Origin of the sequence: Pseudomonas gebzensis (genome assembly GCF_034427815.1) — a bacterium.
In the GTDB taxonomy this organism is placed as follows: Bacteria; Pseudomonadota; Gammaproteobacteria; order Pseudomonadales; family Pseudomonadaceae; genus Aquipseudomonas.
In genome coordinates this window covers 20,233-40,172 of record NZ_JAXQNS010000012.1, presented here as the reverse complement: position 1 = coordinate 40,172, position 19,940 = coordinate 20,233, and the positions used below count along the sequence as shown (strand labels likewise).

Below are 19,940 nucleotides of genomic sequence, written 5' to 3'. Positions count from 1 at the left end.
TCAGGCCACCGCACGCGGCGGATAGACCCGGGTAGGTACGAAAGGAATCAGGCAGATCAGCGCGACGCCGACGGCTGCCATCACCAGATACAGGTCGGCCGAGGTCAGCACCTGGGCCTGTTCATGAATGCGTTGGGCGAGCCCTGCGGCCCGGTCATCGAGTTGCGGCGCGTTGCCCAGTTGGTCGACCAGGTGATTGGAATGAAAATGCCGACGCCAGGTGCCCAGCAGCTCCAGCACGGCCGCGGCCACCACGGCGGCCAGGCCCTTGACGGTGTTGAACCAGGCAGAGGCGAAGGGGCCTTCCTGCGGGCTCATGCCGTTGGTCGAGAGCATCAGCAGCGGCAGCACGGCCATGGGCTGGCCGAACACCTGGAGCAGGTAGATCGGGTAGAAGTCGTCGCGAATCCACTGGCTGGTCAGCCCATGGCTGCCCAGGCACGACAGCACCAGCAAGCCCAGGCCCAAGGCCAGCACCCAGCGGCAGTCCACCGCGCGCAGGTTGCACAGCGCGGCAGTCAGCGGCAGCGCGAGCAGTTGCGGCAGGGCCACCAGCAGCATCAATGGGCTGATTTGCGCAGGCCGGTAGCCCTGGATCTGCGCCAGGTACGCCGAGGGCAGGCTGCCGGCGCCCGAGAGCACCACCAGTACGCCCGCCAAGGTCACCAGCGCGAAAGCCAGGTTGCGCCGCGACAGCAGGCGCAGCTGGAAGAACGGTACAGGCTCGGACCATTCGTTGTAGAGGAACAGCACCAGCAGCACCCCACCACCGCCGAGCAAGGCTGTGATCAGCGGTGAATCGAACCAGCCCCAGCGATCCCCCAGCGACAGCCCGAGCACCAGGCCACTGAGCGCCGGCAGGCCCAGCACCACGCCGCGCCAGTTGAACTGGCCAAAGCGCTCCAGACGCAGCGGGTCTTGCGGCAGGCCCCAGGCCACGCAGGCCATGGCCAGCACGGAGGGCGCGATGATCTGCCAGAACGCCCACTGCCAGCCCACGTACTCGGTCCACAGCCCCGCCAGCGGCGTGCCCAGGTTCGGCCCGAAGGTGGCCGTCAGGGCGTAGCAGGCCAGGCCGTAGATCTTGATACCCGGTGGCAGAAAGCGCAGCGCCACGCTCATCAGCATGGGCGGCAGGGCACCGGCGGCCAGGCCTTGCAGGATTCGCAACAGCATCAGGCTGTGCAGATTGGGCGCGAACGGCTGCAGCAGGCCCAGCATTGCAAACAGGGCGATCGCGCACAGGGTGAAGCGGCGCAAGGAAAACGTGGTGGCCAGCCAAGGTGAAAAGGCCATGGCCGACACCGACGCTGCGCTGTACACCGCCAGCAGCCACGCCCCTTCGTCGGCGCCAATGCCCATGCCGCCCCGGATGTCGGCCAGGGAAATCTTGGTCACCGCCTCGTTGAGCCCGGCACACAGCACGGCCAGCAGTACGCCGAACAATCCGGTCACCACCTGCAGACCGAAGGCCGACTGCGCAGGCGCGGCCACCGACGGCGCAGGGCCAAGCGCAGCCGAGGGGGTAGACGACACCGCCATGCCTGACATCTCCAGCAATAATTTAAGGCTGGGGAGTCTAAAAAGATCGAATGCTTACGAAAACTGACTTATTGGAAGTTCTAATTTGCGCCAGACGCAATCCGCAGCGCACTGGTGTGCACCAGACCGCGTTGAAGCCGGCGTCATTTGCCGTTGTCTGGCGGCGACCGACCGAGCGGGCCGCCGCAGGCTGTATCGGGGCGAGTTCGCCCCTGACGAAACGACGTCTACCAGTCGCCAGTGCTGGAGGGCGCCAGGTTGCAGCAGGCCTTGAGCGTCTGGCGCAGCCAGCGATGCGCGGGATCGTTGTGAAAACGCGGATGCCACGCCTGCATCACAGTCACCCGTTCCATCGGCAGCGGAATATCAAAGGCCCGCAACGGCAGCCCGAGCTTGTGCACGCTGGCAAGAATATTGGCCGGCATCGGCAGAATCAGGTCCGAATCCGGCAGCGAGAACATCGCCGAGTGAAAGCTCGGGGTGATCAGCGCCACGTGGCGTTGCACCTTGTGCACGGCGAGCTCGGCATCGATCGGGCCATTGGCGCGGCCGCGTCGCGACACGCTGATCTGTGGGTAGGCCGCAAAGCGCTCGGGGGTGATGGGCTCATCGAAAATGGGGTGGTCACGCCGGGCCAGGCCTACATACACGGTATGGAACAGCCGTTGCACCTTGATCTCCGGGCCCAGGTCGACGGTCGAACTGATCAGCAGGTCAGTACGGCCATCGCGCAGCACCGCATCGTCATCGCCCCCGCTTTCCGGCACGAAACGCAGCACGGTGCGCGGCGCCTGTTCATGCATCATGCGCAGCAGCTGCGCGCCGTACAAGGCAATGAACAGGTCATTGGTGCGGATGTTGAACGCGCGGTCCAGGTTCGCCAGATCGACATCTTCAGCGCTGCGAAACACTTGCCCGGCCTGCTCCACCAGAAGGCCGACCTGCTCGCGCAAGGCCAGCGCCCGTGGTGTGGGCACCAGACCTCGGCCCGCTCGCACCAGAATCGGATCTCCCAGCGCTTCGCGAATGCGCCCCAAGGTACGGCTCATGGCTGCGGGGCTGAGATTCATGCGCTGGGCCGCGCCGACCACGCTGCCCTCGTCGAGCAACGCGTCGAGGGCAACTAACAGGTTCATGTCCGGCAGTGGCATTGGGCTTTCCGAAAAAGAGGTGCGAAACGCAAGCTTACCAGCTCGCACCATTGCACCAGACGCAATCCGCTTGTGCGCGCCAGGGGCTTTATTCCACGTACGCGGCACTCGAAAATGCGCACTAGCCTATTCACTGCGAAGGAATTGCCATGCCCCGCCCTGTCTTGATTGCCATCGACGCCTCCCCTGCCAGCCATGCCATCGTCGAGCTTGCCAAGCGCTATTGCCGCCCTGCGGAACAGGCGCTGCACGTACTGCTGGTGGTCGACCCCAGTTTCGCGGTGCATGGCGCACCCAGCGATTACACCGATCAGGAGCGCGACCAGTACCCCGCCGCCTGTGAAGAACAGCAATTGGCCGAGCATGCCGTCGCCTGCGCAGTCGACGCGCTGCGCGCAGCCGGCTTCGACTGCGAAGGGCGCACCGCGCCAGGCGATCCTGTCGATGTCATTCTCGACACTGCCAGGGCGCTGAACTGCACGTTGATCGTCATGGGCCACCGGCACTTGTCACGCCTGGGGCGTTTGCTCGATCCGTCGGTCAGTAGCAAGGTCATCGACCAGGGACAATGGCCGGTGCTGGTGGCCCCGACTTCCGCTCACTGAAACGTCTGCCGCTGGGGCTGTGAGCGAAATCGCTCAACCCAGGCCAGGCACGTGATGCCAGTCAGTCAAGTGATCGGGGCCACTGTTCAGCCCAATGCTTAAACCCCGATCTACCACAAGTGCGCGGCGCGTGGACGGGGGCCGGCTGCGCCGGCCATCGCAGCTTGACTGACGGGTAGCAGGCGCGGCGAGCCGGTGCTTCAGCCTAGGGCTGGCGCGGGTGAACCACGACCGTACAGGTCGTCCCCGCAGCCAGCAGGAAACCCTCCGGCACCGCATCGATATGAATGCGCACCGGCAACCGCTGGGCCAGGCGTACCCAGTTGAAGGTCGGGTTCACATCGGCCACCAGTTCGCGGCTCTGCGGGTTGTCGCGGTCGTAGATGCCGCGGGCGATGCTCTCGACGTGCCCGCTCATGCGCTCGCCGCTCATCATCTGCAGCTCGGCCGGGTCATCGACCCGCACGTGGGGCAGCTTGGTTTCCTCGAAATAGCCGTACACCCAGAACGAGTCCTCATCGACCACTGCCATCACCGCCTCGCCGGTGCGCGCGTAGTCGCCGCGGTGCACGTTGAGGTTGGTCACGTAGCCATCGACGCTGGCCAGGATGCGCGTGCGCGCCAGGTCCAGTTCAGCGGCGGCGAGCTGGGCCTGGGCGTGCTGGTAGTCGGCCAATGCCGCGCCGGCGGTGTCGCGGGCGTCGTCGCGGTTTTCCTGGGAGATCACCCGGTCGTCCAGGTCGGCGCGGCGCTTGGCGTTGACCTGGCGCATCCGCCAGGTCGCCTTGCGGGCGGCCACCAGCGCCTTGGCCTGGTCCACGGCGACCTGGTAATGCGCGGGGTCGATCTGGATCAGCAGGTCGCCCTTTTTCACCCGTTGGTTATCGTGCACCACTACGTCTACGACATAGCCCGGCACGTCGGCGGCGACGTTGATGATGTCGGCGCGCACGCGGCCATCGCGGGTCCAGGGCGTGGTCATGTAGTCGACCCATAACACGCGGCCGATCCACACGGCGGCGGCCACCACCAGCAAGGTGGCGATCAGGCTGAAGAACTTTTTCATCGAACGTGGCTTACCCGTAGACAGTCAGCGCCAGGGCGCCGAAAAGACAGACGAACAGCGCCAGGCGCAGCAGCGCCGGGTGCCAGAAGAAGCGGTAGCCGTCGAGGCTTGCGATGAACCGGTCCAGGCCCCAGGCCAGGGCGGCGGCGAGCAGGAACAGCAGCGTCAGGGTCGGCAGGTACAGGCCGTGGAAGGCGATTTCACGAGGCATGCTGGGCTCCTTGGGCGGCGGCCAGTGGCGAGTGCGGGTCGAGCAAGGAGGTGCGGATGAAGTGCAGGTAGCTCTGCACGCGGCGCAACACGGAGGTGTCGAAGTGCCGAGCAAAAGGCTCGTCGGTGGCCTGCACGCGGCTGATGGCGTGGTCCACCGCCACCAGCGCGCGCTGGTGATTGCTGGCGCTCGGTTGCAGGAACAGCCGCGCCAGTGACCGGCCCATCACGCGGATCGCCTGGCGCCAGGGCTGCGACTGGGCATAGGCCGGATGGATCGGCGCCTGTGCCTGCTCCTTGCGCAGCTCGATGATGGCGTGGCCGATTTCCTGCACCACGAACATCCAGCGCACCAGCTCGCGCTGCACCTGTGGTTTGCCGGCGGCCAGGCCATAGGCCTGGTGCAGCAGGTCACGGGTGCCGCTCTCGAAGGCCGAACCCAACCCGCGCAGGCGCCCGCCCAGGGCGAACAGCACCTGGCCGCGCAGGTCATGCTCAAGGCGCTGCCACAGCCAGCGGCTGTTGGGCGGCAGGATGATCGCGCCTGCCGCAGCGCACACCAGCATGCCGATGATCATGCCGAGGTAGTCGTTGATGAACACATAGGGGTTGTACACGGTGAGGTTGTTGGGCACCGAGCCTGTGGCGAAGAACACCAGCAGGCCGATGCCATAACCGGCATACGCAGGGCGCGAAGCGAGGAAGGCGCCGAGCACGAACACCGGCGCCAGGACCAGGCAGAGCAACGCGAAGCCGTCGATCCAGGGAAACACGAAGAAGGTCTCGAAAAAGCCGACGAAGGCGCCGAACAACGTGCCGCAGGCCATCTGAAAAGCCATCTTGCGCGGGTTGGGCGAGGCCGCCGAGAGGCCCGCCGTGACCGTGGCGATCAGCGTCATCATGGCCCCGCTGGGCCAGTCACTGAGCAGCCAGTAGCTGCCGAGCAACAGCAGCACCGCCGCCGAGCGCACTCCGGCGGCGGCCGAGACACGCCAGTTGGTCAGGGCCACGTAGGGTTCATCCCACTGCTCGCGCACGTGTTTGTGCGCCGCCAGCGACGCGTGGGTCTGGGCGTAGTTGTAGAGGTCATCGATGAAGCGGTAGAGCAGCTCGAAGGCGGTATGGAAATCCAGCAGCTCGGCCTCGCTCGGAGCACTGGCCAGGTAGCTGGCGCGCAGCTCGCGCACCTGGTGCTGCAGGCCCTCGCGGTAGGCGGCCAGTTCCAGGGTCAGGCGCAGGGCATCGGCGTCGGTCAGCAGGCGGTCGACATAGGGTTCGAGCAGTTCGGTCAAGGTCGCAAGCCCCGGCGCCAGCGCGGCGTTGATCTGCGCCGAGCCGCGTGCGCGCAGGCGCTCCAGCAACCGGTACAGCGCGTTGAAGCGCGTGGTCACACCCATGAATTCGCTGTTCATGCGCACCAGGCGGCCACTGCGCCGGCGCATGTGCGGATCCTCGAAGGCAGTGACGTTGCGCAGGCTTTCAAGGCCCACGGCCTCGGCGACGAAGCGCACATTGCTGGCCTCGAAATGCTCTGCGGTGTTGCCGCCACGCAGCGCCTGCACGGCCACACCCGCGAACACGCCAAAGCGCTGGTACAGGGCGTTGCGCAGCGCCGCGCTCGCCGATTGCGGCAGGATCGCCGCACTGACCGCCGTGGACACGGCGATGCCCAAGCCGATTTCCAGCACCCGCCACACGGCGGCCAGAAATGCCTGGTCCGGGTGTTGCAGCACTGGCAGGCCAGTCATCGCCGCCGTGTAGCCCGCCAGCACGAACCCGTACGCCTGAAACGTGCGGTAGCGCATCGCCCCGGCCGCACACAGCCCCACCCACAGCGCCAGGCTGGGCAGGAACAGTTCGGTGTTCTGCGGAAAAAGGGCCATCAGCAGCACCATCATCGCCGAGCCCGCCAACGTGCCGAGCACGCGGTAGAAACTCTTGGCGAAGACGTGCCCGCTTTGCGGCTGCATGACGATGAACACGGTGATCATCGCCGTGCGCGGCTGCGGCAGCTCCAGGCGCATGGCCAGCCACAGGGTGAGAAAGGCGGCGGCCAGCACTTTGCAGATGTACACCCAGGTCACGCCGTCGGTGCGTGCCCAGGCATTCAAGCCGCGGCGCCATTCGAGGGCCTGGAGCTGGCGCCAGGCCAGGTTCGCCAGGTTCATTGCCTGGCCTCGCTGGCGGCAGCTCTCTTACCGCGGCGTGCACGCACCCACTGGCCGTACGACGACCTGAGGCTCTCAGGCGGATGTGCGGCCAGCCGCGCGCGGCTCGTCGACCGTGCTCGTGCGAACGCGTCACTGCCTCGGCACGCAAGACGGGCGAACAGGCTGCGATGCGACTCACAGGTCCTGAGGGGGCGCATGGCCGGGTCAAGGCAGGTCATCGACGGTGCTCGACCGGCTGCATCAGGCGCAGCGCAGCGGGAACCGGCGGCGCTGCCTGGCGGGCGGGCGCTGGCGTATCGGCCCCGGCCTGCAGGCCGCCCCCCAAGGCGGTGGCCAGCTCGGCATGCACGGTCAGGCGCGCAGCCCAGACCTGTTGCTGGATCTGCTGCTGGCGCAGCAGTTGCGTCTGCGCGTTGAGCACGTCCAGGTAGCCTGTCAGCCCGCGCTGGAACGCCAGGCTCGCCAGGTCGTAGCTGCGCTGGGCGGTGGCCACCGATTCTGCGGCCAGGTGCGCCTGGGTCTGCATCGATTCGCGGCGAATCAGCTGGTCGGAAATGGCCTTGAGCGCCTGGACCACGCTCTGGTCGTAGTGCGCCACGGCCAGGTCATACCCCGCCGAGGCCGCACCGAGCTGCGCGCGCAGGCGCCCGCCGTCGAACAGTGGCAGGCTCAGGGCCGGACCGGCTTGATAGGTGAACTTGCGGGCGCTGAAAAAACTCAGCGCACTGCCGCCAGTGGCCATGAAACCGAGGCTGCCGAGCAGGTCGACATTGGGCAGAAACCCGGCGTGGGCGACCTCGATGCCCCGGGCCTGGGCGGCCACCTGCCAGCGGCTGGCGACCACGTCCGGGCGCTGGCCGATCAGTTCGGCAGGCAGGTGCGAGGGCAGCGGCAGGGGTGCGGCCAGGGCCAGGCTCGGGCGGTTCAGCGCCCTGCCCGAGCCTGGGCCGAGGCCGGCCAGGGCCATCAGTTGATTGCGCGTCAGGGCGATGGCTTCGTCGAGGCTGTCGAGCTGGCGGTGGGTTTGCGGCAGGGGCGTCTGCGCCTGGCTGACCTCCAGCTGGGTGCCCATGCCCGCGTCGAGGCGGCGCTGGGCCAGGGCGAGAACCTGCGTTTGCTGGGCCAGTTCGCGCTCGACGATGTCGCGCTGCGCGAAATGCAGGGCCAGCTGGATATAGACCTTGGCCACGTTGTTCAGCAGTTCGAGTTGTGCCTGGCGCGCCTCGGCGGCGCGCTGGTGGGCCACATCCAGTGCTTGCTCGCTGGTGGCGCGCTCGCGGCCCCAGAGGTCGAGCGGGTAGCTCAGGCCGATGCTGGCGTGGTTGTCCCAGGTGCTGGCGCCCGACAACGCCCCGGGGCCGTAGAACGGGTCTTGCGGCCAACCGTGGCGATTCAGCGACGCCTGACCCTCGGCCTGCAACTGCTCGGCCGATTCGGCAACGCCTGCCAGCGCCTTCGCCTCACGCAGGCGCGCCAGGGCCGCCGCCAGGTCCGGGCTGCCGGCTTGAGCCTGGGTCATGAGCCGATTGAGCTGGGCATCGCCGTAGGCCTGCCACCAGGCGTGCTGCGGCCAGTGTGCGTCGGCCTGCGCCGTGTCGATGGCGGCGTCGAGGGCAAGCGTGTCGGGTTTGAGCGGCTGCTGATAAGGGGCGATGCCATGGGTACTGATACAACCACTCAGGATCGAACTGAGGGCACAAACACTAAGCACACGACGTGCGCTGATGGGGCGACGCTGCACAGCGGCGGTTTCCGGGGCGAGAGGTGGGGTGGGCGGGGCCATTCTAGGCGGCGCCACACAAAGCGATAAGCGCAGATTCGTGCGAATCTTTATTACCAAAAGAGCGATAATCCGGCTTTGGTCGAAGCCCCATAGCCGTTGCTTCATGTCACAATTTCGCCCTCAACCCCGAGAGTGACCCATGGACACCTTGCAAAACATGCGTGCGTTCAGCTGCGTGGCACAGCTCGGCAGCTTCACCGCCGCTGCCGCCCAACTGGACACCACGACCGCGAACGTGTCACGCGCGGTCTCCAACCTCGAAGCGCACCTGCAAACCCGCTTGCTCAACCGCACCACCCGACGCATCGCCCTGACCGAAGCCGGCAAGCGTTACCTGATGCGCTGCGAACAGATCCTGACCTACGTCGAAGAAGCCGAAGCCGAAGCCAGTGACGCCCACGCGCGCCCGGCCGGACAGCTCAAGGTCCACTCCATGACCGGCGTGGGCCAGCACTTTGTGGTCGACGCCATCGCCCGCTACCGGGAAACCCACCCGGACGTGACCTTCGACCTGACCATGGCCAACCGCGTGCCCGACCTGCTCGACGAGGGCTACGACGTGTCCATCGTGCTGGCCAGCGAGCTGCCTGATTCCGGTTTCGTCTCGCAGCGTCTGGGCATCACCTACAGCATCGTCTGCGCCTCGCCTGACTACGTGGCCCGCCACGGCCTCGCGCAGAAGCCGGCTGACCTGCCCAAGCATGCCTGCCTGCGCATGGTCAGCCCGGTGATCCCCCTGGAGAAATGGCTTTTCAATGGCCCCGAAGGCCAGGAAGTGGTCAATGTGCCCTCCTCGCCCTTCCAGGTGAATTCGGCCGATGCCATGAAAACCGCGATCCGCAGCGGCATGGGCGTGGGTGTGCTGCCGATCTACAGCGCCATCGACGGTTTGCGCGACGGCAGCCTGGTGCGTGTGCTGCCCGACTACCGGCTGCAGGAGCTGAACCTGTACGCGATCTACCCGTCGCGCCAGTACCTCGATGCCAAGATCAAGACCTGGGTCGAGTACCTGCGCAACTCGCTGCCGGAAATTCTTGCGGCGCACGACGCTGACCTGAAGATCCACGAGTTGCTGATCGCCCACTGAAAAAGCGGCTGCGGGGCGGCGCGCGACAATGGTAGCGTGCACCCCTTCCCCCCTAACCGCAGAGACGCCGCCTGATGAAAAAGACTGTCCTGGCCTTCAGCCGCCTCACCCCGGCCATGGCCGAACGCCTGCAAGCGGACTTCAACGTGATCGTGCCCAACCCCAAGCAGGGCGACATCACGGCCCAGTTCAACGAAGCGCTGCCCGAGGCCCACGGCCTGATCGGCGCGGGGCGCAAGCTGGGGCGTGCCCAGCTCGAAGGCGCGGCGAAGCTGGAGGTGGTGTCCAGCGTGTCGGTGGGCTACGACAACTACGATGTCGACTACTTCAACGAGCGCGGCATCGCCCTGACCAACACCCCTGACGTGCTCACCGAAACCACGGCTGACCTGGGTTTTGCGCTGATCATGGGCTGCGCGCGGCGCACTGCCGAACTCGACGCCTGGACCAAGGCCGGCAACTGGCAGGCGACTGTCGGCCCGGCGCTGTTTGGCAGTGACGTGCATGGCAAGACCCTGGGCATCGTCGGCCTGGGCAACATCGGTGCAGCCATCGCCCGTCGGGGTGCGTTGGGTTTCGGCATGCAGGTGCTGTACGCCGGCAACAGCCGCAAGCCGGCGCTGGAGCAGGAGCTGGGGGCACAGTTCCGCAGCCTGGAGCAATTGCTGGGCGAGTCGGACTTCGTCTGCCTGATGGTCCCGTTGTCGCAGGCCACGCGTCAGTTGATCGGCACGCGCGAGCTGAAACTGATGAAACCCAGCGCGTTTCTGATCAACCTTTCCCGTGGGCCGGTGGTCGATGAAGGCGCGCTGATCCAGGCACTGAGCGACGGCACGATTCGCGGCGCGGGCCTGGATGTATACGAGAAAGAGCCGCTAGGCCAATCCCCACTGTTCGCTCTGCCCAATGCGCTGACCCTGCCGCATGTTGGCTCGGCTACGGCCCAGACCCGCGAAGCGATGGCGAATCGGGCGCTGGACAACCTGCGCGCAGCGCTGCTCGGCGAGCGTCCGCGCGATCTGGTGAACCCGCAGGTGTGGAAGGGCTGACCCTGCGGCGAAACACCAGCAGGTTGCCGACCATCACCGCCACCAGGCCACACAGCGCCGGCGCGGTCCATTGATACCCCTCGGCCACGGCCGAGACGTTCAGCGCCACCACCGGAAACAGGACCGTGCAGTACGCGGCGCGTTGCGGCCCCAGGCGGCCGACCAGGCTCAGGTAGGCGGTAAAGGCGATCACCGAGCCTGGAATCACCAGGTACAGCAGCGAGCCGAGGTAGCGCGCGCTCCAGTCCACGCTGAACGGCACACCCGCCAGCAGGCAGTAGCTGGCCAGCATGCCGGCGCCATAGAGCATGCCCCAGGCGTTGGTGGTCAGCGGCTTCAATCCGGCGCGCTGCTGTTGGCTCGACAACAGGTTGCCAGCGGAAAAACACAGCGTGCCGCACAGTGCCAGGCCAAGGCCCAGCAGGGTGTGCGCGCCGGCGCCGTGGTCGGCCAGTTCCGGCCAGAACATCAGCCCCAAACCCAGCAACCCCACGCCGCCGCCGGCCATTACGTTGGCCTCGATGCGCTGGCCGAAAAACAGCCGGGCATTGAGCGCGTTCCACAGCGTGGCGGTGGAAAACACCACCGCCACCAGCCCGCTGGCAATCCATTGGCTGGCACTGAGAAAACACACGAAATTCAGGCAGAACAGGCACAATCCCTGCGCCAGGCAGATCAGGTGGCCGCGACGGTTCATCGGCTGCAGACGACGGCTGAGCAGCAACACCGCGAACAGGATCAGTGCCGCCAGGGCGAAGCGGTAGACGATCGAAGCGGCAATCTCGACCGTGCCCAGTTGCATCTTCAAAGCGATCCAGGTGGTGCCCCAGATGAGTACGGTGAGGGCGTAGAGAAACAGGTTCATGGCACAGGGCCTTTGGCGAGTGAGCAGGCCCCCAGTGTTGCCGCACGGACCGTGCGCGCGCTTGCAAGAACTTGCGCTTTTACATCAGGCAGCGCTTCTTTGGGCAACGCTTGGCGGTAGGATGAGCGCTCAGAGGAAAGGCCCATGTCCAGCTTCACCCAACTGGAAGTGTTCAACGAACTGCATGCCTCGCCCCACGCGCGCCTGGAGGCCAGCGCGCAGCTGGGCGATGGCCTGGCGGCGGCGCTGTGGAGCAACCGCGACGACGCGCGCGATTACCACGCCCCCCGGCATCACACGTTGTCGTGCTACATCGCCGGCGGCACCCGCACGTTTCGTCGGCAACGCCCGCTGTTCAAGGGCGCGCCTGACAAGCTGTGCGTGCTGCCGGCCGGGCACGAGTCGAACTGGGTGATCGACGGGCCGATCCGGCTGGCCCATCTCTACGTCAGCCAAGCGCAGTTCGCGCTGGGCTGCGTTGGTCTGCTCGACCGTGAACCCCGCGAAATGCAGTTGCACGATGCCACCTTTCTCGACGATGCCGAGCAGGCTCAGCGCTTTCGTCAGTTGATCGCACTGGATTGGTACGAGCCTGGGGAGCGCTTGCTGACCAGCAGCATCGCCCATGCCATCGTCGACCACGCCGTGCTGTGCCAGGTGGGGATGCGTGAGGGGCTGCGTCTCAAAGGTGGGCTGGCGCCGTATCAACGACGCTCACTGCGGGCGTTCATCGAGGCCCATCTCGATCAGCCGTTGGCATTGGGCACCTTGGCCCAGCGCTGCCAGCTGTCGGAGTACCACTTTGCGCGGATGTTCCGGCAAAGCTTCGGCCTTCCCCCCCACCAGTATGTGCTTGCGCGGCGCTTGCAGCGCGCGTGCGATTTGTTGCGCCTGGGTGGAGTGGGCCTGGGCGATATCGCCTTGAGTTGCGGTTTTGCCAGCGCCAGCCACTTCAGCAACCGTTTCCGCCAGGCGCTGGGCGCCACGCCGGGGGCCTACCGGGCGGCATTTGTGCATTAACCGCCGAGCATCGCCAGCAGCGGCCCGAGCACCGCGCTGAGCGCCGCCAGCGCCAGCAATACACGGGGCTGATACGGCAGCACGAACACCCACAAGGTAACCCCGGCCATCAGCACGGCGATCCATTCCACCAAGCCGTGTGCCCAGCCGCGCACCTGCACGGCCAGCACCAGAGAGACCAGCAAAAACGCCCAACCACCCAGGCGCAACGCGCGCAGGCGCGCGGCAGACGGTGGCCGCTTGAGCAGTTCCTTGAAGTGCTTTTCCATGGCCAGGCACAGCGCAGCGAAGCCTGCGTAACCCATCAAAGCGATGCTCAGCATCAGTGCGCCTCCACTTCGGTTACCGCTTCGACGCGGGCTTTGGCGACCCGCGGCAAGCGTTTGGCGGCGGGCTTGGGCGTGCGCAGCATGCGCCTCGCGGCCCAGGCCAGGAACAGCCCGACCGCCAGGGCCGTGAGGTCAAAGCCAGCCATCACCCAATCGCCTCCGGCAATCGAATGGTTCAGGCCCTGGCCGGTGGTCACGCCGTTGAGCAGTGGCAGCAGGGCGAACGCCAGCGCGCCCAGCCCCAGTTGCTCGGCCCACGCACGGCGGCCAGGGCGCAACAGTGCATGCAGCAGCGACAAGGCCCAGACCCCGAGAAACGCATTCACCTCCCACTCGCCGCGGCCTTCCAGCGCCACCGGCAACAAGCGGTTACTCCAGAAGAACGCGGCCACAGCGAGCATCAGGCCGCTCATGCTGGCGATGTTGAGCACCTCGACCAGGCGCAGCTCGCCGGGCATCCGCGCGCTCTTGGCATGCTTGAGCTGGCGCTTGCCCAGCCACATCACCAGCCCGGTGCCGATCACGGCCGTACCCGCAATACCGAACACGAAGTACAGCCAGCGCAGCCAGGGCCCGGCAAAGTTGCCCATGTGCAGGCCGGCAAAGCTGAAGGCGGCCATCATCATGCCGCTCTCCGGCGCGCCGCCGGACACCGGTTGGCCGCTGACGCCATCGAAGCTCCAGCTCTGGCTGCGGCGGTAGGCGACGTTGTCGGCCGAGGCGCGGGTGAAGGTGACGCGGGCGTTCTGATCGTTGGGGTTCTGGATCTGCACCGAGCCCATGTTGGCCCCAGGCGCCTGCTCCTGAACCTTGGCATACAGCGCCGGCAGGGCCGCCAGCGGGGCGACGACACCGGCCGGGGTCACCTCCACATCGCGCCCGAACAGGTCGCTGAAATAACGATTGGTCTCGCCACCATAGCTGGCAAGGATGCCCGCGGGCATGACCATGTACATGAACAGCACCAGGCTGCTGTAGCTGATCATCAGGTGGAATGGCAGCACCAGCACGCCGATGGCGTTATGCCCGTCCAGCCACGACCGCTGGCCCTTGCCGGGGCGGAAGGTAAAGAATTCCTTGAAGATCTTCTTGTGCGTGATGATCCCGGTGATCAGCCCCAGGAACATGATGAACGCGCACCAGGTCGACAGCCAGCGCCCCCAGGGGTGAGGCATTTCGAGCTGGAAATGGAAGCGGTAGAAGAAGTCGCCGCCGCGGCTGTCGCGGGCTTGCACGGCTTCACCACTGGCGGCGTCGAGGTCCTTGCTGACAAAGCCACGGCGGCCTTCGCCCGGCGTGCGCCAACCGACACTGATCGCCGGCTCGCGCGCGCTGGGCAAGCGGATGAACCAACTGCTCGCCGGGCCGGCGTTAGCCTGCAGATAGCGTTGCGCCAGTGCCAGGCTGTTGGCCGGGTCAAGCGCGTGACGCTGGATCTCAGGCTGGCTCCAATGGCTGATTTCCTCCTTGAAATACGACATCGTGCCGGTCAGAAAAATCGCGAACAGCAACCAGCCGAAGATCAACCCGGTCCAGGTGTGCAGCCAGGCCATGGCCTGACGAAAGCCCTCTTTCATGGCAGGTTCATCCAATAAGCCAGTGCGTTGATGAGCCCCAGCACCAGCCCTGGTGCCAGGACCCCCGCCCAGGCGCGCCGAGCGTTGCGACAGGCGAAACACCAGATGAAGGCCAGCAGGTAGACGATGAACGACAGCATCATGCCCAGTAGCGCGGCATCGACCTGACGCAGCGGCGCCAGCAGGGCCATGAAGACGCTGGTCATCGAGGCCAACCAATAACCGCCCAACAGTGCAGCCAGGCAACGGGAGGCGACTGCCAGGCGATACGGCACAGGCAGGCCCGGGGCTTTGGGTTTCATGACGGTGATCCGGGGTGTCGGGGCTGTAATAGTAATGATTTCAATTCTCACAAGCAAAGTTTGCCTGATGAATCGTCTTTTCCACTTGCCAAGTGCTAGCGCTGCGTCTATATCGCGGGCCTGAGCGCATTGGTTCGATGGCAATTGCTACAGAAGATTTATTTTTCAGCAGGGCTTGAAATCGCTGTCAGGTTGCCTGACCTTAGAGTCAAGAGGTGAAGATTTCCATGGGTATCAATGCCCTGGAAATGCCACTTGAGCCCGCTGAATAAGGATTGAATCATGCAAATCCAGGTCAACAGCAGCAACCAGATCGAAGGCAGTGCCCGTTTGAACGAGTGGGTCCGCAGCACGCTGGAAAGTGGTCTCGAACGATACGCCGAAGACATCACCCGCATCGAAGTTCATCTCAGCGACGAGAACGGCACCAAGCCCGGCCCGCATGACAAACGCTGCCAGCTGGAAGCTCGCCCCAAAGGCCATCCGCCGATTTCAGTCAGCGATACCGCCAACACCCTTGAACAGGCGGTCGATGGCGCGGCCACCAAGCTCGATCACGCCCTTGAGCACCTCTACGGCAAGCTGCGCAGCAAACGTGTCGCTGTGCCGGAGCTGAGCGACCCGGAAGAGTGATCGCACCGCTTCACAGATCAACGCCCGAGGCCTGTGCCTCGGGCGTTTTCGTATGCCGCCGGTGCTGGGATCAATGAACCTTCCTGCGTAAACCCGAGTCTTTTCCAGCATGTTCCACGGCAAAGAACTCGACCATGTACAACCCGTTCGACCAGATCAACCGTGCGTTCGCCCCTGAGTACTGCGTCAACCTGCGTATCGTCGGGCTCGATGGCAGCATCATGCTGACCTTGTCTGACGCGTCGGGCATCGCGGCCAAGCGCCTGATCGACCCCGCCCAACGCAATGACCCACAGCGCTTGCAGCGGGTCATCGACAGCATTCGGGCGGGGCTGGCGGCAGGCAGCGATGAGACATTGCAAGCGCTCGCCAACTTCAGCGAACACCCTGCCGCCGCACAGCCCGGCCTGTGGTCAGCCTGCTGAGTCGAGCAGCGCGCGGATCGCACGCTCCAGATCGCTCAAGCGCAGGCGCGTCTCGCGGTGCTCGTCGGCAAAGCTGTGCGGCTCGTGGAAAACCCCGACCAGACCGACGTCATAGGTCGGCTCCTCACCCACGTCCAACCAGTGAATGACCTCGTCCACCAGCGGGCGCGAGGTGATGACCTGCGCCTCGATCAGGTTGCCGATCTCGTTGATGTGGGTGTTTTCCAAGTCCAGCCCCAAGGGTTGCAGGTAGCCCTGCAGAAACTCGAAGACTTCGGTTCGTTCAAATGCGCTCATGGTGTTCTCCTCGATTCAACCACCGGCCGCGCGCAGATCGATGTGATCCGCGCCGCGGCCGCAGAGCGCGCATTGAAGGGTGTGCAGCCGATGGATCGGCGCTAGATAATCAGCACCTGGACGGCGCTGAGCATGACCGTTGAACTAGCCCCTAGCGGCCCTCATCGACCTCTTTGCCATGCGCATCCAGCGTCCGCGTGGAGGGGTAGCGATACGAGGCATAGCGCACCACCAGGATGGCGAACGCCAGTAGCAGAATGCCACCACAGACGTACAACAGCCCGACGTCCGGGGCTTTGTGGTGCGACACATCGCCGATCAGCAGGCGCGTCAGGGCGGTGATGGCGACGTACAGGAGGAAGCGGATGGGCATGTGGTTGGTCTTGAAATAGATCCCCACCATCGCCCCCAGCTCCAGGTAGATGAACAGCAGCAGAATGTCATCGACGTTCACCCCGCCCTTGCCCAGCATCTCCAGAAACGTCATCACGGCAGCCCAGGCGGTGATCCCGCCGATGCCGAACAGGGCCAGGTAGTGGAACCCCTCGACGCACAGGTTACCCAGCGAATCCGCCGAGCCATGCAGGCCCTTGCGCAGTTTTTCAGCCCATTTGATGTTCACGGTAACGGTTTCCCCCAGTCGAAGAGCAAGCATGCACTCACGGTGTGACGCTTGTGCCATGCAGTTAAAAGGCCAACCCCGCACCTTGGAAGGCGACCGAACGCCGCAGGGCACCTCCAGCGCGCACCTTTGCGCGGAACTGTAGGCAACCGGTGAGCACAAGGCGGTTGCAGGAAGGAAATCGGCGCGTATACTGTATATCGATACAGTCAATCTGTAGCCGAACCACCACCCCGCTTGAACGACCACGCCGTCCTGCTTGACGGCGTTCATCGTGGCGACACAGGCCGCGCCGCATCGGCGCCCTGACATCACTGACTGAGAGGCCTCGTATGGCTGTTGAGATTCTTTACCGCAGCACTCGCGATTTGGAGACGACGTTCTTGGACCGCAAACTTGCAGATGCCCATGACCAGATGCTCGAACTGGCCGAGGTGCTCACCCAGGTACTGGTGAAAAACGTAGCTGGGCTGGATGAAAACCTGGCCGAAGAAGCGAGCATCTTCATGGCCAAGAACCGGGCGATCTTCGCCACGGCCTTCAAGAGCAATGCCGCCGCCCTGGCAGAGCTGGACGCCACGCCCAGCGAGTGAGGCTGCAGCGGAAGGAGGCCGCGGTCTGGCCCCCTCCCGGCAGGTCAAACGCGTCAGGCCCGCTCTGCGGCGGCGCTCGAGCTGCGGCGATCCAGCCCGGCTGATACCGCCCAGATAGCCAGACCGCCCAGCGCCAGGCCGCAGCCGACCCAGGCCGGTGAGGTCCAGCCGTAACCGGCGGTCAATGCCAGGCCGCCCAGGAATGGGCCCAGGGCATTGGCGAAGTTGAAGGCCGAGTGGTTCAGGGCTGCGGCCAGCCCCTGGGCATCGGCCGCAACGTCCATGAGACGGGTCTGCAGCACGGTGCCCAAGGCGCCGCCCGAGCCGATCAGCAGCACGCACAGGGAAATGGTCCAGATATTCCCCGCGGCAAACGGGAACAGCGCCAGCATCACCGCGCTGAACACCAACATGCCGCCGGCCGTGGCCATCAGCGCACGGTCGGCGAACATTGGCACGATCAGCGTACCGAGGGTCATGCCCACGCCGAACACGGCCAGGATCAGCGGCACGGTGCCGTGGCCCACCCCCGTCACCGCGCCGAGGATGTCGGCCAGGTAGGTATACACCGCGAACAGCCCACCAAAGCCGATGGCACCGATGGCCAGGGTGAGCCACACCTGTGTGTTGCGCAGTGCACTGAGTTCACGCAGCGGGCTGGCCGCAGGGTTGGCGGCGTCGCGCGGTGCGTACAGGGCCAGGGCGAGCATGGTGCCCATGCCCAGTACGGCCACCAGGGCAAAGCTGTAGCGCCAGCCGAACAGCTGCCCCAGCCAGTTGGCCAGGGGCACGCCCACGATGGTAGCGATGGTCAGGCCGAAGAACATCCGCCCCACGGCCCAGGTGCGGCGATTCGGTGGCACCAGAGAAGCTGCCACCAATGAGGCGATGCCGAAATAGGCGCCGTGAGGCAGGCCTGCAATGAAGCGGAATACCAGCATCCAGTGGTAATCCGGCGCCAGCGCAGACAGCCCGTTGCCTAGCGCGAACAAAGCCATCAGGCCGATCAGCAAGGTGCGCCGCGACAGGCGCGCGCCGAGCACCGCCAGTAACGGTGCGCCGACCACCACGCCCAGGGCGTAGGCGCTGATCACATGCCCCGCCGTGGGCGCGTCGATGCCAAGGTCCGGGGCGAAGAACGGCAACAGGCTCATGGTGGCAAATTCCGTGGTGCCGATGGCAAAGCCACCGACAGCCAACGCGAACAGCACCAACGCCGTGCCCGCGTGAGGTGCAGTGTGTTGTGAAGTCATGGAAAACCTTATCGTTTGAAGGATGCGCTGCCTGCAGCGGCGCGGTCGAGCAAGCGTGACCCAGCGCATGCGCCAGAGCGCTGAGGCGCGGCGCCTAGCGCCGTGCAACCGTGGTGCCTGACCGAAGACCATTGCTCTGCGGGCTCAGTCTGGACGGCCTTGGACGGCGATCGGCCGAGGCGGTTTTCAACGCACCTATAACCCGCCCAGGGCTGTCCGGACCACATCTCAGAGCCCGGCGCGGCGCTCAGGTTCCCGTTTCTCCATACAGCATCCGCTCAGCGAGCATCAACGCCACCCGCGCGGGCGAACGATTTTCCGCTTGGGCGTGGGCGAACACTTCAGTCAGCCGCGCGGGGATACGTGAAAGGTGGGCGCCGATAGTGCCTGCGGTCTCGCCGTGGTGGGTCAGTGCGGCATAAATGAGGCTGCCTGCATTGATGATGGTGTCGGGTGCATAAAGAATGCCGCGGCCTTGTAGTTGATCGGCCACCTGCAGGGTGGTGAGCGGATTGTTCGCCGAACCTGCCACCGCCGCGCAGCGCAGCTGCATCACGCTCTGGGCATTGAGCACGGGCCCGACCCCACAGGGTACGAACAGGTCGCACGGGGTACTCAACAGCGCATCGTGCGCCACCGGCCAGGCATTGAGCTGCTCCACCGCGCGCCGCACACGGTCAGCATCCAGGTCGCTGACCAACAGCTCGGCCCCTGCGGCATGCAACTGCTCGGCCAACGCGTAGCCCACGTTGCCCAACCCCTGCACGGCCACCCGCAAACCTTCCAGGTTGCTGCTGCCCAAGCGCGCATGGGCCGTGGCGCGCAAGCCAGCGAACACGCCTTGAGCGGCGAACGGCGAAGGGTCACCCGTTACGCTGGTGCTGCTGACATGTGCGGTGCTGCGGGCGATGCAGTCCATGTCTGCGAGGGATGTACCGCTGTCCACCGCGATCACCAGCCGGCCGCGCAGGCTTTCGATGAAGCGACCAAAGGCCTCGAACATCGCCGCTCGGTCCTCGACCTGAGCGTTGCGCAGGATCACCGCCTTGCCGCCCCCCACAGGCAGGCCGGCCAAGGCAGCCTTGTAGCTCATGGCCTGGGCCAGGTGCAGCGCATCGGTGATGGCCGCTTCGTCATCCGCATAAGGCAGGTAGCGGCAGCCGCCCATGGCCGGGCCCAACTGCTCGCTGTGGATGGCCGCCACGGCGCGCAGGCCGGTGTCGGGGTCTTGCCACAGGTGCAGCGATTGGGTACGCGTAGCGTGCATGAGCGCGAACATCGACGGGCTCCCGATAATGGTGCAGATTCCCAGTATAGGCAGCGCCCGGCGCCATGAGCTGCGGCCGGACCACTGGACGAA

At 65.6% G+C, this 19,940-nt stretch carries 21 protein-coding genes; 7 read left to right on the top strand and 14 right to left on the bottom strand.

The window, feature by feature from the left end; translation table 11 throughout:
• Window positions 1–1,542, bottom strand: a complete 1,542-nt coding sequence (locus SJI00_RS20000) for an MFS transporter (RefSeq protein ID WP_322463409.1) — start codon at window positions 1,540–1,542, stop codon at window positions 1–3.
• A 227-nt stretch (window positions 1,543–1,769) separates the two neighbouring features.
• Window positions 1,770–2,693 (bottom strand): LysR family transcriptional regulator, encoded by a 924-nt coding sequence (locus SJI00_RS19995; protein ID WP_322463408.1) that lies wholly within the window; start codon window positions 2,691–2,693, stop codon window positions 1,770–1,772.
• A gap of 149 nt (window positions 2,694–2,842) precedes the next feature.
• Here SJI00_RS19995 and SJI00_RS19990 point away from each other — a divergent pair, with 149 nt between their 5' ends.
• Window positions 2,843–3,298 carry a universal stress protein gene (locus SJI00_RS19990; RefSeq protein ID WP_322463407.1) on the top strand — a complete coding sequence of 152 codons (456 nt, stop codon included), beginning with the start codon at window positions 2,843–2,845 and terminating at the stop codon, window positions 3,296–3,298.
• A gap of 205 nt (window positions 3,299–3,503) precedes the next feature.
• Here SJI00_RS19990 and SJI00_RS19985 read toward each other — a convergent pair whose 3' ends face one another.
• The 4 genes from SJI00_RS19985 to SJI00_RS19970 form a co-directional block, all read right to left on the bottom strand.
• Window positions 3,504–4,364: an HlyD family secretion protein gene (locus tag SJI00_RS19985; RefSeq protein WP_322463406.1), complete on the bottom strand. Its 861-nt coding sequence runs from the start codon at window positions 4,362–4,364 to the stop codon at window positions 3,504–3,506.
• Window positions 4,365–4,374: 10 nt separating this feature from the next.
• The gene (locus SJI00_RS19980) at window positions 4,375–4,575 is read right to left on the bottom strand and encodes a DUF1656 domain-containing protein (RefSeq protein WP_322463405.1); all 201 of its coding nucleotides are present in this window, start codon (window positions 4,573–4,575) and stop codon (window positions 4,375–4,377) included.
• The gene (locus tag SJI00_RS19975; RefSeq protein ID WP_322463404.1) at window positions 4,565–6,742 is read right to left on the bottom strand and encodes an FUSC family protein; all 2,178 of its coding nucleotides are present in this window, start codon (window positions 6,740–6,742) and stop codon (window positions 4,565–4,567) included. Before SJI00_RS19975 ends, SJI00_RS19980 begins: the two co-directional genes overlap by 11 nt.
• Before the next feature lie 217 nt (window positions 6,743–6,959).
• Window positions 6,960–8,528 (bottom strand): efflux transporter outer membrane subunit, encoded by a 1,569-nt coding sequence (locus SJI00_RS19970; protein WP_322463403.1) that lies wholly within the window; start codon window positions 8,526–8,528, stop codon window positions 6,960–6,962.
• A 139-nt stretch (window positions 8,529–8,667) separates the two neighbouring features.
• Here SJI00_RS19970 and SJI00_RS19965 point away from each other — a divergent pair, with 139 nt between their 5' ends.
• Entirely contained in the window at window positions 8,668–9,615 is a 948-nt protein-coding gene (locus SJI00_RS19965) for a LysR family transcriptional regulator (RefSeq protein WP_322463402.1), read from the top strand.
• Between the two features lie 74 nt (window positions 9,616–9,689).
• On the top strand, window positions 9,690–10,664 hold the full coding sequence (locus tag SJI00_RS19960; protein WP_322463401.1) for a 2-hydroxyacid dehydrogenase: 975 nt from the start codon (window positions 9,690–9,692) through the stop codon (window positions 10,662–10,664).
• On the opposite strand, the gene SJI00_RS19955 is transcribed toward SJI00_RS19960, so the two are convergent.
• Entirely contained in the window at window positions 10,552–11,529 is a 978-nt protein-coding gene (locus tag SJI00_RS19955; protein ID WP_322463400.1) for a DMT family transporter, read from the bottom strand. The genes SJI00_RS19960 and SJI00_RS19955 overlap by 113 nt on opposite strands.
• 144 nt (window positions 11,530–11,673) lie before the next feature.
• Between SJI00_RS19955 and SJI00_RS19950 the strand changes: the two genes are divergently transcribed.
• Complete coding sequence (locus SJI00_RS19950) at window positions 11,674–12,549, top strand: AraC family transcriptional regulator (protein ID WP_322463399.1); 876 nt, start codon at window positions 11,674–11,676, stop codon at window positions 12,547–12,549.
• On the opposite strand, the gene SJI00_RS19945 is transcribed toward SJI00_RS19950, so the two are convergent.
• From SJI00_RS19945 to SJI00_RS19935, 3 genes are read right to left on the bottom strand one after another with little or no spacing between them, the layout of a single operon-like run.
• Complete coding sequence (locus tag SJI00_RS19945) at window positions 12,546–12,872, bottom strand: DUF3325 domain-containing protein (protein ID WP_322463398.1); 327 nt, start codon at window positions 12,870–12,872, stop codon at window positions 12,546–12,548. The two genes, SJI00_RS19950 and SJI00_RS19945, sit on opposite strands and share 4 nt — an antisense overlap.
• Entirely contained in the window at window positions 12,872–14,455 is a 1,584-nt protein-coding gene (locus tag SJI00_RS19940; RefSeq protein ID WP_322463397.1) for a PepSY-associated TM helix domain-containing protein, read from the bottom strand. The genes SJI00_RS19945 and SJI00_RS19940 overlap by 1 nt, the downstream gene beginning before the upstream one ends.
• Window positions 14,452–14,757 carry a DUF3649 domain-containing protein gene (locus SJI00_RS19935; RefSeq protein ID WP_322463396.1) on the bottom strand — a complete coding sequence of 102 codons (306 nt, stop codon included), beginning with the start codon at window positions 14,755–14,757 and terminating at the stop codon, window positions 14,452–14,454. The genes SJI00_RS19940 and SJI00_RS19935 overlap by 4 nt, the downstream gene beginning before the upstream one ends.
• 282 nt (window positions 14,758–15,039) lie before the next feature.
• On the opposite strand from SJI00_RS19935, the gene SJI00_RS19930 reads away from it, so the two are divergent.
• Both SJI00_RS19930 and SJI00_RS19925 read left to right on the top strand, forming a co-directional pair.
• Complete coding sequence (locus tag SJI00_RS19930) at window positions 15,040–15,390, top strand: HPF/RaiA family ribosome-associated protein (RefSeq protein ID WP_322463395.1); 351 nt, start codon at window positions 15,040–15,042, stop codon at window positions 15,388–15,390.
• A gap of 134 nt (window positions 15,391–15,524) precedes the next feature.
• A complete protein-coding gene (locus tag SJI00_RS19925) occupies window positions 15,525–15,815 on the top strand; it encodes a DUF3509 domain-containing protein (protein ID WP_322463394.1) in 291 nt (96 codons plus the stop codon).
• On the opposite strand, the gene SJI00_RS19920 is transcribed toward SJI00_RS19925, so the two are convergent.
• Complete coding sequence (locus tag SJI00_RS19920; RefSeq protein WP_322463393.1) at window positions 15,804–16,112, bottom strand: hypothetical protein; 309 nt, start codon at window positions 16,110–16,112, stop codon at window positions 15,804–15,806. The two genes, SJI00_RS19925 and SJI00_RS19920, sit on opposite strands and share 12 nt — an antisense overlap.
• A gap of 151 nt (window positions 16,113–16,263) precedes the next feature.
• A complete protein-coding gene (locus SJI00_RS19915) occupies window positions 16,264–16,734 on the bottom strand; it encodes a phosphate-starvation-inducible protein PsiE (RefSeq protein WP_322463392.1) in 471 nt (156 codons plus the stop codon).
• A gap of 332 nt (window positions 16,735–17,066) precedes the next feature.
• Between SJI00_RS19915 and SJI00_RS19910 the strand changes: the two genes are divergently transcribed.
• Window positions 17,067–17,327: a YebG family protein gene (locus SJI00_RS19910; RefSeq protein ID WP_322463391.1), complete on the top strand. Its 261-nt coding sequence runs from the start codon at window positions 17,067–17,069 to the stop codon at window positions 17,325–17,327.
• 53 nt (window positions 17,328–17,380) lie between these two features.
• Here SJI00_RS19910 and SJI00_RS19905 read toward each other — a convergent pair whose 3' ends face one another.
• Both SJI00_RS19905 and SJI00_RS19900 read right to left on the bottom strand, forming a co-directional pair.
• Window positions 17,381–18,580 carry an MFS transporter gene (locus SJI00_RS19905; RefSeq protein ID WP_322463390.1) on the bottom strand — a complete coding sequence of 400 codons (1,200 nt, stop codon included), beginning with the start codon at window positions 18,578–18,580 and terminating at the stop codon, window positions 17,381–17,383.
• 247 nt (window positions 18,581–18,827) lie between these two features.
• Complete coding sequence (locus tag SJI00_RS19900) at window positions 18,828–19,859, bottom strand: Leu/Phe/Val dehydrogenase (RefSeq protein ID WP_322463389.1); 1,032 nt, start codon at window positions 19,857–19,859, stop codon at window positions 18,828–18,830.
• Window positions 19,860–19,940: the final 81 nt, after the last annotated feature.

Bases quoted from the DNA above. Each gene is read 5' to 3' on its own strand.
- SJI00_RS19910 (WP_322463391.1), top strand. From the start codon at position 17,067: ATGGCTGTTGAGATTCTTTACCGCAGCACTCGCGATTTGGAGACGACG.
- SJI00_RS19985 (WP_322463406.1), bottom strand. From the start codon at position 4,364: ATGAAAAAGTTCTTCAGCCTGATCGCCACCTTGCTGGTGGTGGCCGCC.
- SJI00_RS19905 (WP_322463390.1), bottom strand. From the start codon at position 18,580: ATGACTTCACAACACACTGCACCTCACGCGGGCACGGCGTTGGTGCTG.
- SJI00_RS19950 (WP_322463399.1), top strand. From the start codon at position 11,674: ATGTCCAGCTTCACCCAACTGGAAGTGTTCAACGAACTGCATGCCTCG.
- SJI00_RS19970 (WP_322463403.1), bottom strand. From the start codon at position 8,528: ATGGCCCCGCCCACCCCACCTCTCGCCCCGGAAACCGCCGCTGTGCAG.
- SJI00_RS19965 (WP_322463402.1), top strand. From the start codon at position 8,668: ATGGACACCTTGCAAAACATGCGTGCGTTCAGCTGCGTGGCACAGCTC.
- SJI00_RS20000 (WP_322463409.1), bottom strand. From the start codon at position 1,542: ATGGCGGTGTCGTCTACCCCCTCGGCTGCGCTTGGCCCTGCGCCGTCG.
- SJI00_RS19960 (WP_322463401.1), top strand. From the start codon at position 9,690: ATGAAAAAGACTGTCCTGGCCTTCAGCCGCCTCACCCCGGCCATGGCC.
- SJI00_RS19920 (WP_322463393.1), bottom strand. From the start codon at position 16,112: ATGAGCGCATTTGAACGAACCGAAGTCTTCGAGTTTCTGCAGGGCTAC.
- SJI00_RS19945 (WP_322463398.1), bottom strand. From the start codon at position 12,872: ATGCTGAGCATCGCTTTGATGGGTTACGCAGGCTTCGCTGCGCTGTGC.
- SJI00_RS19900 (WP_322463389.1), bottom strand. From the start codon at position 19,859: ATGTTCGCGCTCATGCACGCTACGCGTACCCAATCGCTGCACCTGTGG.
- SJI00_RS19940 (WP_322463397.1), bottom strand. From the start codon at position 14,455: ATGAAAGAGGGCTTTCGTCAGGCCATGGCCTGGCTGCACACCTGGACC.
- SJI00_RS19925 (WP_322463394.1), top strand. From the start codon at position 15,525: ATGTACAACCCGTTCGACCAGATCAACCGTGCGTTCGCCCCTGAGTAC.
- SJI00_RS19955 (WP_322463400.1), bottom strand. From the start codon at position 11,529: ATGAACCTGTTTCTCTACGCCCTCACCGTACTCATCTGGGGCACCACC.
- SJI00_RS19990 (WP_322463407.1), top strand. From the start codon at position 2,843: ATGCCCCGCCCTGTCTTGATTGCCATCGACGCCTCCCCTGCCAGCCAT.
- SJI00_RS19935 (WP_322463396.1), bottom strand. From the start codon at position 14,757: ATGAAACCCAAAGCCCCGGGCCTGCCTGTGCCGTATCGCCTGGCAGTC.
- SJI00_RS19930 (WP_322463395.1), top strand. From the start codon at position 15,040: ATGCAAATCCAGGTCAACAGCAGCAACCAGATCGAAGGCAGTGCCCGT.
- SJI00_RS19995 (WP_322463408.1), bottom strand. From the start codon at position 2,693: ATGCCACTGCCGGACATGAACCTGTTAGTTGCCCTCGACGCGTTGCTC.
- SJI00_RS19980 (WP_322463405.1), bottom strand. From the start codon at position 4,575: ATGCCTCGTGAAATCGCCTTCCACGGCCTGTACCTGCCGACCCTGACG.
- SJI00_RS19975 (WP_322463404.1), bottom strand. From the start codon at position 6,742: ATGAACCTGGCGAACCTGGCCTGGCGCCAGCTCCAGGCCCTCGAATGG.